The sequence below is a fragment of the Caballeronia sp. LjRoot31 genome, from assembly GCF_964253885.1.
Classification (GTDB): domain Bacteria; phylum Pseudomonadota; class Gammaproteobacteria; order Burkholderiales; family Burkholderiaceae; genus Caballeronia.
Window position 1 is genome coordinate 1,754,553 of sequence record NZ_CAXURX020000001.1, and the last position, 15,189, is coordinate 1,769,741.

The 15,189-nt window shown below is 59.5% G+C and carries 10 protein-coding genes and 1 pseudogene; 6 read left to right on the forward strand and 5 right to left on the reverse strand.

Translation table 11 applies throughout. The features are described from left to right. Position 1 precedes the first annotated feature (1 nt). From narH to ACSQ8V_RS07795, 4 genes are all read right to left on the reverse strand, one after another. Complete coding sequence (gene narH / locus ACSQ8V_RS07780; RefSeq protein ID WP_436205370.1) at positions 2-1,543, reverse strand: nitrate reductase subunit beta; 1,542 nt, start codon at positions 1,541-1,543, stop codon at positions 2-4. Further along, the gene (locus tag ACSQ8V_RS07785) at positions 1,540-5,364 is read right to left on the reverse strand and encodes a nitrate reductase subunit alpha (protein WP_436205371.1); all 3,825 of its coding nucleotides are present in this window, start codon (positions 5,362-5,364) and stop codon (positions 1,540-1,542) included. The genes narH and ACSQ8V_RS07785 overlap by 4 nt, the downstream gene beginning before the upstream one ends. Positions 5,365-6,150: 786 nt before the next feature. Continuing rightward, complete coding sequence (locus tag ACSQ8V_RS07790; protein ID WP_436181478.1) at positions 6,151-6,312, reverse strand: hypothetical protein; 162 nt, start codon at positions 6,310-6,312, stop codon at positions 6,151-6,153. A gap of 513 nt (positions 6,313-6,825) precedes the next feature. Next, entirely contained in the window at positions 6,826-8,190 is a 1,365-nt protein-coding gene (locus ACSQ8V_RS07795) for an aminotransferase class I/II-fold pyridoxal phosphate-dependent enzyme (RefSeq protein WP_436181479.1), read from the reverse strand. Between the two features lie 273 nt (positions 8,191-8,463). Here ACSQ8V_RS07795 and ACSQ8V_RS07800 point away from each other — a divergent pair, with 273 nt between their 5' ends. From ACSQ8V_RS07800 to ACSQ8V_RS07820, 5 genes are all read left to right on the forward strand, one after another. Continuing rightward, positions 8,464-8,880 carry an OsmC family protein gene (locus ACSQ8V_RS07800; RefSeq protein ID WP_436205372.1) on the forward strand — a complete coding sequence of 139 codons (417 nt, stop codon included), beginning with the start codon at positions 8,464-8,466 and terminating at the stop codon, positions 8,878-8,880. Between the two features lie 56 nt (positions 8,881-8,936). Next, entirely contained in the window at positions 8,937-10,238 is a 1,302-nt protein-coding gene (locus tag ACSQ8V_RS07805) for an NtaA/DmoA family FMN-dependent monooxygenase (protein ID WP_436181481.1), read from the forward strand. Positions 10,239-10,322: 84 nt separating this feature from the next. Further along, positions 10,323-11,591: an MFS transporter gene (locus ACSQ8V_RS07810; protein WP_436205373.1), complete on the forward strand. Its 1,269-nt coding sequence runs from the start codon at positions 10,323-10,325 to the stop codon at positions 11,589-11,591. A 41-nt stretch (positions 11,592-11,632) separates the two neighbouring features. Continuing rightward, a complete protein-coding gene (locus ACSQ8V_RS07815) occupies positions 11,633-12,823 on the forward strand; it encodes an LLM class flavin-dependent oxidoreductase (RefSeq protein WP_436205374.1) in 1,191 nt (396 codons plus the stop codon). 79 nt (positions 12,824-12,902) lie between these two features. Further along, positions 12,903-13,985: a porin gene (locus ACSQ8V_RS07820; protein ID WP_436205375.1), complete on the forward strand. Its 1,083-nt coding sequence runs from the start codon at positions 12,903-12,905 to the stop codon at positions 13,983-13,985. Positions 13,986-13,992: 7 nt separating this feature from the next. Here the strand turns inward: ACSQ8V_RS07820 and ACSQ8V_RS07825 are convergent, their stop codons facing one another. Next, a complete protein-coding gene (locus tag ACSQ8V_RS07825) occupies positions 13,993-14,325 on the reverse strand; it encodes a hypothetical protein (RefSeq protein ID WP_436183225.1) in 333 nt (110 codons plus the stop codon). Here ACSQ8V_RS07825 and ACSQ8V_RS07830 point away from each other — a divergent pair. Then, a pseudogene (locus tag ACSQ8V_RS07830) lies at positions 14,291-14,471 on the forward strand (ABC transporter permease); the annotation flags it as partial. The gene ACSQ8V_RS07825 and the pseudogene ACSQ8V_RS07830 overlap by 35 nt on opposite strands. Positions 14,472-15,189: the final 718 nt, after the last annotated feature.

Consider the following 15,189-nt stretch of genomic DNA (forward strand, 5'->3'; position numbering starts at 1 on the left):
TTCATTGACCCGCCGCGCGTATCGGAATTGTCTTTCGTTCCTTGTTGATGCCTTTGCGTCCCCCGAACAGACTGGTTTCGGTGGTGCCGTCCGAGCAGCCGTTGCCGAACGAGAAACCGCACGACGCACGCAGATCGAATGCATCCTCGGCATATTCGCGATGTGCAGTCGGAATCACGAAACGATCTTCGTAGTTCGCAATGGCCAGGTAGCGGTACATCTCGTCGACTTGCGCTGTGTCCAGGCCGACTTCAGCAAGCAATGCGGGGCTTTCGCGGCGCTCGACGTGGCGCTCGCGCATGAAGGCGCGCATCGCCAGCATCCGCTTGAGGGCAAGACGCACGGGTGCTTCGCGTCCGGCCGTGAGCAGATTGGCCAGATAGCGTAGTGGGATGCGCAGTGAATCGACGTCGGGCAACAACCCTTTCATGGGCAAGCGCCCATCATTGGTGGCCGAATTGATCGGCGATAGGGGCGGCACGTACCAAACCATCGGCAAGGTCCGGTATTCGGGGTGCAGGGGAAAGGCGATCTTCCATTCCATGGCCATTTTGTACACGGGCGAGTGCCGGGCTGCTTCGAGCCAGTTGTCCGGTACACCATCGCGAGCGGCCTGTTCACGCACGGCCGGGTCGTTCGGATCGAGAAAGATCGAGAGCTGCGCTTCATACAGGTCCTGCGGGTCCTTGACCGATGCGGCTTCCTCGATCCGGTCGGCGTCGTACAGCAGGACGCCGAGATAGCGAATCCGTCCGACGCAGGTTTCCGAGCACACTGTCGGTTGACCTGCCTCGATGCGCGGATAGCAGAAAATGCATTTCTCCGACTTGCCGCTTTGCCAGTTGTAATAGATTTTCTTGTAAGGGCATCCCGACACACACATGCGCCAGCCGCGGCACTTGTCCTGGTCGATCAGGACGATGCCATCCTCCTCGCGCTTGTAGATCGCGCCGGAAGGGCAGGAGGCCACGCAGGCGGGATTCAGGCAGTGCTCGCAGAGGCGAGGCAGGTACATCATGAAGGTGTTCTCGAACTCTCCGTAGATGTCGGTCTGCACCTGATCAAAGTTGTAGTCCTGCTTGCGCTTTTCAAACTCGCCGCCGAGGATCTCTTCCCAGTTCGGTCCCCATTCGATTTTCTCCATCCGCTCGCCGGTGATCAGCGAACGCGGCCGGGCGACCGGTCCGACCTTGACGTCCGGCGCATCGTGCAAGTGTGCGTAGTCGAAGGTGAAGGGTTCGTAATAGTCATCGATTTCCGGCAGATTCGGATTGCCAAAAATATTGGCAAGTACACGCCACTTGCTGCCCGCGCGAAGCTCGATCTTGCCGCTGGTCTTGCGTTTCCAGCCACCGTTCCAGCGATCCTGGTTTTCCCAGTCCTTGGGGTAACCCATGCCGGGCTTCGTTTCGACGTTGTTGAACCACGCGTATTCCATGCCTTCACGCGAGGTCCAGACGTTTTTGCAAGTGACTGAACACGTATGGCAACCGATGCATTTGTCCAGGTTCATCACCATGCCGATCTGCGCGCGGATTTTCATGACTTCTCTCCAGACTCGTCATCGGCCATCGCGAGCGTTGGCGCGCCGTGGGCGAGTGTGTGTTGATGGCGGGCGGCCTCGGTTGCCGAGAGCACCGACGCGGGCGTCGACTCATCCTTCCAGTCGACCGTGTTCATTTTTCTGACGATCACGAATTCGTCACGATTGGAGCCGACGGTGCCGTAATAATTGAAACCGTAAGAAAGTTGCGCGTAGCCACCGATCATGTGGGTCGGTTTGGGCATGATGCGTGTCACCGAATTGTGGATGCCACGTACCCCCGTGACTTCGGATCCCGGCGTATTGATGATTTTTTCCTGCGCGTGGTACATCAGGACCGCGCCCGCCGGGATGCGTTGGCTCACGACCGCACGGGCGGTCAATGCGCCATTCAAATTGAATGCTTCAATCCAGTCGTTATCGACCACACCTATTTTTCTGGCATCGATCTCCGATATCCAGACGATCGGGCCACCGCGCGAAAGCGTCAGCATCAACAGATTGTCGGTGTAAGTGCTGTGTATGCCCCATTTCTGATGAGGTGTCAGGAAGTTCAGGGCGATCTCGAGGTTGCCGTTCGAGCGGCTGCCCTCCATACCCTCGGTGCTTCGCGTGTCGATAGGCGGCTTGTAGACGCATAGCGACTCGCCAAAATCGCGCATCCACCTGTGGTCTTGGTATAGCTGCTGACGTCCCGAGAGGGTGCGCCACGGGATCAATTCATGCACGTTCGTGTAGCTGGCGCTATACGAGACATGCTCGGATTCGATGCCGCTCCAGGTCGGCGATGAAATGATCTTGCGCGGCTGGGCCTGAATATCGCGAAATCGGATTTTTTCGTCTTCACGGGCGCGTGAGAGGTGGGTGTGATCGGTGCCGGTGAGTGCCGACAATGCTTGCCACGCTTTGACGGCAACGGCGCCGTTGGTTTCCGGGGCAAGCGACAGAATGACTTCGGCGGCGTCAATCGCCGAAAGAATTTGCGGGCGCCCATGCGATACGCCCTCGTCCGTGACGGGGCGATTCAATGCCCGCAGTTGCTCGATTTCCTCGCCGGTTTGCCAGGTAATGCCTTTGCCGCCATTGCCGAGCGAATCGAGCAGCGGTCCCACCGACGTGAATTTTCGGTAGGTATTCGGATAATCCCGCTCGACGGTAGCGACGCTCGCCATGGTCTTGCCTGGAATGGGTTCACATTCGCCGCGGCCCCAGTCCGCAATTCCGTCGGTTTGCGCGATTTCCCCTGGGCTGTCGTGTTGGAGCGGCGACAATACGACGTCGTGTTCGATGCCCAGATGACCTGCCGTCAGTTCCGAGAATTTCTGCGCGATGCCTTTATAGATATCCCAGTCGCTTTTGGATTGCCACGCGGGATCGACTGCCGCGGATAGAGGATGGATGAACGGGTGCATGTCGGACGTGTTCATATCGTCCTTTTCATACCAGGTCGCAGTCGGCAACACGATGTCCGAATACAGACACGTGGTGGACATCCTGAAGTCCAATGTCACGACCAGGTCGAGCTTGCCCTCGGGGGCTTTCTCGTGCCATTTCACTTCGTTTGGCAGGATGCCGGCGCTTGTGCCCAGATCTTTCCCCTGTACACCATGCTCGGCACCAAGCAGATGCTTGAGAAAATACTCGTGTCCTTTACCCGATGAGCCGAGCAGGTTCGAGCGCCAGACAAACAGGTTTCTCGGGAAGTTCTCCGGTGCATCGGGATCGACGCATGACATCTCAAGCGAACCGTCTTTGAGTCCTTTCGCCACATAGGCAGAAGCGTCTGATCCGGCCGCCGCCCGGCCAACCTCGAGCGGGTTGGTCTTGAATTGCGGCGCGGACGGCAACCACCCCATCCGCTCGGCCCGCACGTTGTAATCGATGGGACTGTTATCAAATTGTTTGCCATCGACCAGCGGCGAAAGCAACTCGGTCACCTTCATCGTTTCATAGCGCCACTGATCGGTGTGCGCGTAGAAAAACGAAGTACCGTTCATGAAGCGCGGCGGCCTGTGCCAATCGGTCGCGAACGCGAGCGGCAGCCAACCGGTCTGTGGCCGTAATTTCTCCTGGCCGACGTAGTGTGACCAGCCACCGCCGGATTTGCCGATGCAGCCGCACATGACCAGCAGATTGATGATCGAGCGATAGCTCATATCCATGTTGAACCAATGGTTCAAGCCGGCGCCGAGGATCACCATCGATTTGCCCTCGGTCTTATGGGCGTTCTCGGCAAACTCGCGCGCGACGGTGATGACGTCGTGTCGGCTGACGCCCGTGATTCTTTCCTGCCAGGCTGGTGTGTAGGGGACGTCGTCGTCAAAACTGGCCGCGACATTCGTACCGCCCAGTCCCTGGTCTACGCCATAGTTGGCAATGAACAGGTCGTAGACCGTGGCGACCCGCACTTCGCCATCGCGGGTCGTGACCTTGCGTATGCCGATGCGACGTGGCAACACGCTGGCATGGCCGGTATACGTGAAGTGAGTGTGTTCGACGTTGCCGAAATAGGGGAAAGCAATGTCGATAGCCTCGTCATGCTCCGCCACAAACGACATGACGGGCCGGATCGGGTGGCCCAGAACATCCTCTTCTTTCAGGTTCCATTTACCTGCGTCGCCGCCTTCTTTTTGTCCCCAGCGAAAGCCGATTGAGCCGACCGGTGTCACGAGTTTTCCGCTCAACTCATCGAACGCGACGGTCTTCCAGGCGGCGTTGTTATCCTGGCCGAGCGCTTCGTCGAACTCTCCCGATCTCAGCAGACGTTCAGGCACGAAGTGGTCGCCCTGCTTGACGATGCGTACCAGCAATGGCATGTCGGTAAAGCGTCGGCAGTAGTCCGAGAAATACGCGCTCTTGCCCGAGACGTGGAATTCCTTGAGCACGACATGGCCCATCGCCAGACCCAGTGCCGCGTCGGTGCCTTGCTTCGGATGCAGCCAGATGTCGCCAAACTTGGCGCCTTCGGCGTAGTCCGGAAAGATCGATACGACCTTGGTGCCGCGATACCGGACTTCGGTCATGAAATGCGCGTCGGGCGTACGCGTTTGCGGCACGTTGGACCCCCACATCATGATGAATGTGGAGTTGTACCAGTCGGCCGATTCAGGAACGTCGGTTTGCTCACCCCACGTTTGCGGCGATGCAGGTGGCAGATCGCAGTACCAATCGTAAAAGCTTAGATTGACCCCTCCGATCAACGACAGGTAGCGACTACCTGCGGCGTACGAGACCATCGACATCGCAGGAATCGGCGAAAAGCCGACCACCCGGTCCGGGCCGTGGCGCTTGATGGTATGAATGTTCGCAGCAGCAATGATTTCGTTGACTTCGTCCCAGTTGGAACGGACGAAACCACCCAGACCGCGACGTCGCGTATAGGACGCGCGAGCCACCTGATCATCGACGATCGCGCCCCACGCCTCGACTGGCGCGAGTGTCAGGCGCTTTTCGCGCCATTGCCGCAACAGTGTGCTGCGAATCAGCGGATATTTAAGGCGATTGGCACTGTAGAGATACCAGGAATACGATGCCCCGCGCGAACAGCCGCGCGGTTCGTGATTGGGCATATCTGGACCGGTGCGTGGATAGTCGGTTTGCTGCGTTTCCCAGGTGACAATGCCGCTTTTGACATAAATCTTCCACGAACACGAACCCGTGCAGTTGACGCCATGGGTGGAGCGGACGATCTTGTCATGCTGCCATCGTTGCCGATAGACGTTCTCCCACCCGCGATCTTCCTGCGTGGTCATACCGTGGCCTTCGGAAAACGTCGGCCTCGATGTGGAGAAGTATTTCAGGCGATCAATAAAGTGGCTCATCCAGTCTCCCGGTTTATTTCCAGCAAGTACGCGATCTGAGTTTAAGCACTTCAGGACTTCGATTTAGTGAAAACCCAATCAGTAACATTTCCAGTTTGAGACGATGGTCTACGAAGAGCAGGGCTCATTTACCGGGCGATGTGGCATGGGTCAGAAGAGAGATACATCGTATTGTGATATATGTTGACGCAACAATGCCGTTGCAGCTTGATCTAGGTCAAGCTACCAGGAATTTCGGTTTGGTAATGCCAGAGCTCCCGAAGGGAATTGCGGGAGTGAGCCTTTTCATCATCGCTTCAGCAGGACCTGATTCGGATGATACGTACAAGACGTTATATGACTCAATGCGCCGCTTGGAGGTCGCAGCACGGCACACTTTGGTCACCAGCGAGCGGGCAGCGCTGCCGCGGGCCTTCGGATGAAAGCATGATGGCCGCTTGGCGTTGTGGGGATGAGAGGTGGTCGCATGTGCGTGCTGTGTGGCCGTCTGCGTGGCATTCGTCGCTTTCGTTGGCGGATACTGGCGGGTCGACATCAGCTCGCAGGACGGATCGACATCATGCTGGTAATAGAAAGGGGGACCGGTCGGTCGGGAGAGGTATCGGCAAGTTGGCGACGTCGTTCCGCAAGCCGCGCGAGCGCCAGGTTCGCGTTCTGTTGCCGGTGCATGAACACCATCGGCAGCGCGATCGGCCAAATTGAGCAGTCGCACGAGGGCCGGTGGCCGCGCACGATTGGCCGCACCGATGCCGGTCGAAACAAGGGAAAGGATTGGTGTTTCCGTCGTCACTTCCGGCACGACGTCAAGAACGAGTCCTGCGTTGCGGCATTCGCCGACCAGATATCGGATGTCCCGTTCAGCAGATAGACGAACCCACCATCGACGCAGTCGTCGACAAGTGCGGCGATCTGGGTCGGCGTATTCAATGGAAGGAATTCGAGGGTCACGCCGGGCACTTCCTGATCGAAGCGATTGAGGATTCCGCTATGGATCCATGGAACCTTGATATCTTCAGTGAGCGCTGAGGTGCCCGGCGTCGGAGGCGACCTCGGAGGTCAGGCTCCGCAATTGGTCGGGTTCGAGAATACTGGTAGCACCGCCCAGACAGATCCAATGCCTGTTGCCGGTGGGCTCTGAGTCGACCTCGTGGATCCAGTTTGCCTCGCATGTACAGCAGCGGTACCGGCTAATAAGAACAGGTCGGCGCAGCATCGGTCGCAGCTTCCCGGGGGTGCCGATGGGCGTAAGCGCGGAGTGGGGCGGGGCAGTTCCTTCCTGCGTGAGTAGTTGCTTGCATGAATCGCAGGGCATTGTCGCCAATGTGACGGAAAGGTGACCAATTTTAACATGCACCACACGGGGCGGGTTTGCGGTCCACATGATTCATCGGGCAAAACGCAGGGCGAACCTCGCGGCAATAAGCGCTGCTAATTGGGTAGGGTCTTGACCGTCGGACTGCCCTATATCTCATCAAACCGGTCTGCGATCTGTTCAAGTGCTTTGATATCGTCGGGTAAGCGGGCAGTGGACAGGCGGAGGAATTCACCTGTCTTTTGACCTACATGGCAGCGGCTTCCACTTCCAACCGAAATGCCATGTGCGGCCAGTGAGACGATTGCTGCTTCTTCGCGAGCCACCGATACCCACAGGTTCAGGCCGTCGTTACCCTGCACAGTCAATCCTCGTGCCCGCAGCAGCATGAGAAGGTTCTGGCGGCGCGCGGCGTAGCGTTGCCGGGCGTTGGCGACGGCGGTACCAGTTCGCTCGTCGCGCAGTAGCCATGCGAGCGCGCCCTGGAGAATCCTGCTGTTCATCGCGGCGCCGAAGCTGCGCAGGCGTCGAACCCGATCCACGAGTCTGGACGAACCGCCGATCACGCAGGTGCGAAGATCGATTCCGTATGTGTTGCAATACCCGCGCACCAACAGTGTCCGGTCCTGAAGAAGCACCCCCATGCTTGGCGCCGTGGCTTGAGAGAGCATACCGATGAAATCGTCCTCGACGATCTGGGTGTCCGGGCTGCGCTTCAATTCCAGAGCCAATTCACTCAATCGCGCCGCGTTGACCGCATGGCCAAGCGGCACCTGTGCGCGCGGCTGATAGACGAATGCTGCCGGTTGCCGTGTCAGGGCTTCGCGCAGTGACTCGGGCGTGGGACCGCTTTCGTCGCATGCAACGGCAATCAGCTCAAGCCCGAGCGCCGCACAGATATCCAGCAGCCGGGGGCTGGTCGGCGACTCGATGGCGATGACGCTTCGTTCGCCGGCCGCTGCCTGGATTGCGAGCAGTGTACCTTCGGTGCCGCTTCCTGCAGTACTCCATGCTTCCGGCTGAAACGGCCACGTCGGGCTCACTGCGGCCACCAGGCTTGGGATCGCGTGTTCTTTCGACGCGCGATGAACCGACGATTCCTGCAACCCGGCCAGCAACGCCTGGCCGAGATCGGGCAGCAGCGAGTAATCGATGAGGCCCTGCGCCAAATCCCACGATTGTTCGTCGCGAGCCTCTGGGCGCACAGCGACCCGTGCGCCGAGGTCCGTCACGACCGTCCCACCGCGGCGGCGCGTTTCGATCAGACCGAGTTCACGCAGCCGGGACCAGGCACCGGCGACCGTCGCCGGGCTGACGCCTAGAAGGGAGCCCAGTATGCGCACGGTCGGCAGGCGTGCGCCGGTCTGCAGCCGTCCAGACTGGATCAGATCCCGGATGCTGTTGACCAGATTGCCGCCGCCGTCAGTCTGAACATAACGGGCTAACCAGTCGGCCTCAGCCAGCTGGCCGGTGTCGGAATCCAGGTTCTCAAGCGCGCTTTTTGTAGCGGTCATTCAATCAATCCATTGTCGTGGCCAAATCTCGGTGCCGGCCGAAAGGCCCGCTGGACGGGACTTACCGCCGTTGAGAGCGCGCCGGGAACGGCAGTCTACCGCGAGTCTCGTCGTACGGGTCAGTTCGCGACGGTCCATTGTGGGTAGTCTCTGAGCTGGTGAACATATTTTTATGAGATAAACATATCTGAATATGTTACTGGAATAAACGGACGTGGTCATATCTAATTTCGCCACGGAAACCCCTCTTTGATCTTGGAAGGATGTCTACTCATGAGCGAGCAACGCAGTGCAACGACGACCACCATCGGTGTCACGGGACGCTATCTGGTAGAGAGTCGCGGCAACCTCTTCGCGTCGGATTCACCGTCGGCGCGCGATGGCGACACAGTCGCGACAGAACCCTCAGAACTGCTGCTATCGGCGCTGGGCGTGTGCGCGCTCGGCAGCGTCGAGAAGGCCGCCCGCGAATTGAACCTGACGGTGAAGCACGCCACGGCGGCGGTCGACTCAGTGCGCGATGCGGAAGACCGGACCCGCTTTGAGCGCGTGCATATCGATGTCGCCGTATATGGCGTCACGCAGGCTGAGGCACAGCAACTGATCAACCACTTCACCAGTGGCTGCGTGATCTACAACACAGTTCGGCGCGGCGGCCCGATTTCGGTCGCGGTCCAGGCATACCCGTAAACCCTCTGCAACCTCGCAGCCCGATCTGACCTGACCTGACCTGACCTGAAGCAATCATGGCACGCAAACCGTTTCACCTCGCATGGTTCATCTCCCGCGGCTACGGCCCGAAAGCATGGCGGCTGCCGTGGGGCGGCCCGAACCCGAAGGGATGGACTTCGCCCGACCTGTTCGTCGATCTTTCGCGCGCGCTGGAGCGCGCCGCATTCGACTACGTGATGATCGAGGATTCATCGAACATCCCTTACACGTACGGCAATTCGCACGATACCTATCTGCGCTATGCGGTCGATTCGCCGAAGCTCGATCCGGCCGTGCTCGCGTCGTTCCTGATTCAGGCGACGCGCCGCCTCGGCGTCGTGACGACGCTTTCGACCACTGAATATCACCCGTTCCAACTCGCGCGCCTGACGAACACGCTGGACCACGTGAGCCTTGGCCGCGCCGGTTGGAATCTCGTGACGGGTAGCAACGATGGCGGTGCGCAGAATTTCGGGCTCGAGCGTCAGTATCCGCACGATGAGCGCTACGAGATGGCCGACGAATATGCCGATCTCGTCACGCGGCTCTGGGAGTCGTGGGATGAGGACGCGGTCGTGATGGACCAGGAAAACGAGATTTTCGCCGATTCGTCAAAGGTCCGGCCGGTCTACTTCGAGGGCAAATATTTCCGCTCGCGCGGACCGCTCGGTGCGCCGCGCTCGCCGCAGGGGCGACCGGTGATCTGCCAGGCCGGTGGTTCCCCGCGTGGCCGCCAGTTCGCAGCCCGCTGGGCCGAAACGGTCATTGGCACCGCGCGCAGCGTGGCCTCAATGAAGGCGTTTCGCGAGGACATCCGGGCGAAGGCACGCGAGGCGGGGCGCGACCCGGACAGCATCAAGGTGTTGTTCCTGATTACGCCGATCGTCGACGGGTCGCGAGAGAGCGCCGAGCTGCGCCGCCGCGCGCAGCTCGATGACACTGAGCGGCACTTGGACGCGCATCTCGCGTCGCTGTCGCGCACGAGCGGGATCGACTTCTCGAAGTTCGATCTGGATGAGCCGTTGCCGGAGCTAAAGTCGAATGGCCACCAGACGCTCGTCGCGCAGTACACGGGCCGTACGCTGCGCGAGATTAGCGGCAGCGGCAAGATGCTCTCGGATGTCAATCTGGTCGGTACCGCGTCGGACGTGGCCGCGCGGCTGTCGGAAATCGTCGATGAAGTCGGCGGCGACGGCTTCCTGCTGATGGACCCGGACCTAACGCGGCGCTACATCGCCGAGATCACCGATGGCCTCGTGCCCGCGTTGCAGCGTCTTGGCGTGGTGCGTACGCATTACGAGCATGAGCGGTTCAGGGACAACCTGATCGCTTTCTAGAGCAGGCATTTCGCACGTTGCTGGTGGACCTGGTGATCTGCGAAACTCATATTCCATTAACAGATTAGTAATCCATATAAGAATATGTACACGAACCAGTCCGTTAAAAAAGTTTCCCCATCATCACAGGCCTCGATTACACGAGAGGCCTGGGGCGTACTGGCAATCGTCACGACATTCTGGATTGCGGACGGCTATGACACCTTCGTGTTGCTCGTGACGGGGCGGCCCGCGCTGGCGGAATTGCTGCGTCCAGAGGTGGGCCATGCATTTGCGAGATATCTCGGATACCTGGTGACGATCACGTTGGCGGGCTGGGCCACGGGTGGCGTGCTTGGCGGCGTGATGGGCGACCGGATCGGCCGCCGGAGGACGATGATTCTCGGCGTCGCTCTCTATAGCATAGCGACCACCGCATCGGCTTTGGCTTCGTCATGGGAATGGCTGGCGCTTGCGCGTTTCATCACGGGTGTGGGCATCGGTGCGGAATGGGGCGTCGGCACGTCGCTGCTGCAGGAAGTGTGGCCGGAGAAGTGGCGTACGCGCGGAGCCGGGCTGCTGCAGGCCGGTTTTTCGGTCGGTGGATTGCTTGTATCCGGCTTGTGGGTGCTGATCGGTTCGACGCTCGGGTTGTCGTGGCGCTGGATGTACCTCTTCGGGGTCGTGCCGCTTGTAATTATCCTCGCCGTGTACCGGCACATTCCCGAGTCGACCCGATGGAGCAAGGCTCAACACGACGCGAAACCGTTCGCGCTCTTTGCCACGCCCGCGGTCCGCAGGCATCTGGTCGCCGCGCTCGCGGTGTCCATATCGATTACTGGCGGCTGGTGGGCGGTGACGTCCTTTCTGCCGACCTTCGTCGGCAGCCTCGCACACGATCCGCGCACCGCAGCTTCGCTGGCAGGATGGGCGGGCGCATTGTACAACCTGGGCGAGATCGTCGGCTGCATTGCGATGGGCTTCCTGGCGGAGAGCTGGGGACGCCGCCCGACAACGATTGTCTACCTGCTCGGATCGCTGCTGATCGTGCCGGTAGTGTTCGCCGGTCTCGGTTCCGCGCAGGCTGTGACACTCGCGCAATTGGTCGCGGGCTTCTTCACAGGTGGCCTGTATAGCTGGTATGCAATCCACACGCCGGAACTGTTCCCGACGCGAATCCGCGCCACGGCTATCAGCATTGTGTTCTCCGGTGCCCGCTATCTGGCGATGGCAGGTGCCATCACCGCCGGCACACTCGCCGCGGCGCTCGGTGGCTTCGGCAAGGTCGCCGTCTGGTTTGCTCCGATCTACCTGCTCGGGGTCGTCGCAATGCTATTTCTGCCGGAAACGCGCGGCCGCGGCCTGCCGGACTGACCGACATCCGCAAATCCTTTTCTTCCCGTGGTGCAAGAGTCATGTCAACAGAACTAGAAGCACAATCAACACCCCGCGCGCCGGCGCTGCAAGGCCCGCTCGATTTTCCGGACAGCCCTCTGTCGAAGGCCGGCCGTGAGCCGCTGATGCTCGGCCTGTTCCTGCCGACGCAGACCGGCGGTTTTTCCCAATCGACCTATCCGCGCGGCACGGACTGGACCTTCGACTACAACCGTGCCTTGGTGCTGAAAGCGGAATCGCACGGTTTCGACTTCGTGTTCGGCCTGCAGCAATGGGTGCCGAAGGGCGGTTTCGGTGGTGCTTCACGTTACCGGGAAAACTTCCTCGATCCATTTATGTCGACCGTCGCGTTGAGTGCGTTGACTAGGCGCATTATCACGATCTCGACAGTACACATCCTTTATGGCAGCTGGCATCCGCTGCATCTCGCACGCTTCGCGGCGACCGCCGATCACATTTCAGGCGGCAAGTTCGGCCTGAATATCGTGACAGGTTACGATGCGGCCGAACCGCTGATGTTCGGGATGAAGCGGATCGCGCATGACGAGCGCTATGAGCGTGCGGACGAGTTCGCATCGGTGATGGAGACCTTGTGGGAGGGCAGCGAAAACGTCACCCATGAAGGTCGCTTCTATCAACTCGAAAACGCATACGTGTCGCCGCGGCCGCGCTACGGCCGCCCGATCATGGTGTCGGCGAGCGCGTCGCAGGCCGGTTTCGAGTACGCAGCCCGGCATTCGGACGTGGTGTTCACGTCGAGTCCGGCCGGGGCGGTGTTCGAGCGTGCGATCGAGGCGCTACCAGAGCATGTGAAGCGGATTCGCGCACCGTATGCCGACACAGGGCGCTCGCCAAAAGTTATCATTTTCCCCCTCGTCATTTGCAAGCCGACGCGGCAAGAGGCGTTCGCGTATCGCGACGCAATCCTGGCGCAGGCCGACTATGAGTCGGTTCGGGCGTACAGCGCGCGTCACTCGGGCGGCGACGCGCAAGGATGGAAGGAACACGTGCCGGCCGACCGGATTCTCGGCGGTCACATCCAGATTATCGGCGACCCCAACGACGTGGCCGACGCGCTGCAGAAACTGCATGAAGCGGGCATCGACGGCGCGCAGATTGGCTTCTACGATTACGCGCCCGAACTGGATTTCTTCGCAGCGCACGTGCTGCCGTTGCTCCGAGCGCGAGGACTGAGGCTTAAGCACGAGTAAGAATTCGGAACCACGGCGCGGGCCGGCTTATCTAGAAGCCGGTCAGGTCTTTTCATATATTAGATAAATAGGATAACTAATGATAAAAAGAAAAATATTCAGTGCTGCCGCGATGGCGTGGTTTGCGGCTGGCGCCCATGCGCAAAGCAGCGTGACGTTGTATGGCAGTATCGACGAGGGGGTGACGTACAACACGAATGCCAAAGGCAGTGGCACGGCGCTCGCGGGTCCAGTTGCTGTGCCCGATTTCTTCGGCTTGCGCGGTAGCGAGGATCTCGGGAACCATCTGAAAGCAGTGTTTGCGTTGCAGGACGGGTTTCTCTCCAATACCGGCTCCGGAACGATCGCTAATGAGGCGTTCAGCCATTTTGCGTACGTGGGCTTGTCTTCACCGCAGTACGGTACGTTCACGATGGGTCGGCAACTTGACCTGACGACCGAGGCGCTGCGGCTCAATTCGAACGGCAGTATTCAGTACACGTTCTATCTGTTCCACCCGGCGAATCTCGACAACATCGGAATCATGGGCGATTCGATCAACAATTCGCTGCGTTATACGACACCGGAAATCGGTGGACTGACCGCGAGCGCTATTTACGGCCTGGATGACACGGCCACGCAACCGGGGCATGTGTTTTCCGCCGACGTGTCGTACAGGAATGGTCCGTTCCGCGCGTCGGCCGTGTATAGCAGTTGGCGTAATCACGCGATCGATGTTGGGTCGAAGCTCGGCTATTCGAGTTTCCTCGGACAATCGCTCGCGACTGGGGCTGTTTTTACTGCGAGGACACAGCGCATCAGCGGCCTGTCCGCGTTCTATTCGATCGGCCAGAAAGTAGACCTGCATGGCATGCTGACCCAGGTGAACTTGGGAACGGACACTGCTTCGGGTCGCATGCGTACGGTCGAGGCGGGCGCTGATTTCCATACCACTGTAGCAAACACCGTCAACGTCGGCGGGTATCTGTCATGGCTGACTGATACACGGTATGCGGAGGTGGGTGTCGGCGATATGTACAAGCTTTCGGTGCGGACCACGGTCTATGCGCAGCTCGTGTGGCAGCACGCGAACGGCTCAGGCAATGCTGCCATCCCCCTGCTCGTACCGTCGTCCAGCGCCAACCAGGCGGCCCTGCGCATCGGCATGCATCATTTCTTCTGACTAGCTTTCAATGGATACTCAAGCGCCTGCAGACATGCCGGGTGTGAGGCGCCGCGCGCCCGTTACGCTGATCGGCTTCGGCGCAATAGACTCGACTGTGTTCGACGCGTTCGTTGACGATCCTGATATTGCCATCGGCCAGATTATCACATCGCCGCGCAGCGTAGAGACGGTGCAGCGACGCGTGGACCCCGTGACGGCGGTGGCGGGCACCGTTGATGAGCTGCCGCAAAGACCGCAGATCGCGCTGGAATGCGCAGGTCATCGCGCGATCGGCGATCACATGATCCCGCTTCTGCGTCTCGAAGGCCCGCTTGAAGAGAACGTTGTCGATCGTCATCAATATGTTTCGTGCGATTCCCATTTATCATTTTGTTGGTCGCGCTGTTGCCCCGCACGCGCTTCATTGCAGGCAAGACGCTTGACACCTGGGCGGCTGTCGTGCCGCTTAGCGCGAACCTCATACGGTTCTTTGCACGGATCGCGTAGGTCAGCCTGAACAGCGTCGAGCTGGGTTTGATCGATGCCGCGGGGGATTGAACGCTGGCGCTGCCATATCGTGCGGGGTGGATCAGTGCGACGACCCGCAGGTATGCATGCCGGATTTCAGATGAACTTGTATTGAACGACTCCGGAACTGATAGGTTCATAAGTGGCTTGGATCGGGCTCGGCACGCGATTGCCGTCGTTCAGATCGAGCCGCAGTCATAGGACAGTCCATGAAACTTAGGCAGATTACCCCTCTTGGTCGCATGCAGATTGGCCGCAACCACAACCCTATTTATTTGGCGTACCATTTTGACGTTTCAACTGCGACCATGCGCGACATCCTATGTGCACTCGCTCAAGGGGGGAGAAATGGTGAATAGGGCGGACGGGGAAATAGCATTTCGCCGGGGCGAAAATGAACTACCCCGTACAAGTCGATCGTTTACCTGAACAAATCAGGAGTGTCGCGACTTTTCCCGTTACGCGTCGCCTGACTGGTGTTCTCAGCGGCTACGATGTTTCATTGGCAAGTGTTCGAGATCTTGCGTTGTTGACACGAAGGGCTTAGTTTTTAGCTCCGGTTCAGATCTGGGCAACCGGCGGCTGTGCTGTCAATGCATTCAAACAATCGTCATCAGTCGTGTGGTGCAGTCTTGCTGGCACGTCTTGATGCCCTGCATGTCCGGCTTTTTTCGCGGCAACGCGCACGTGGACA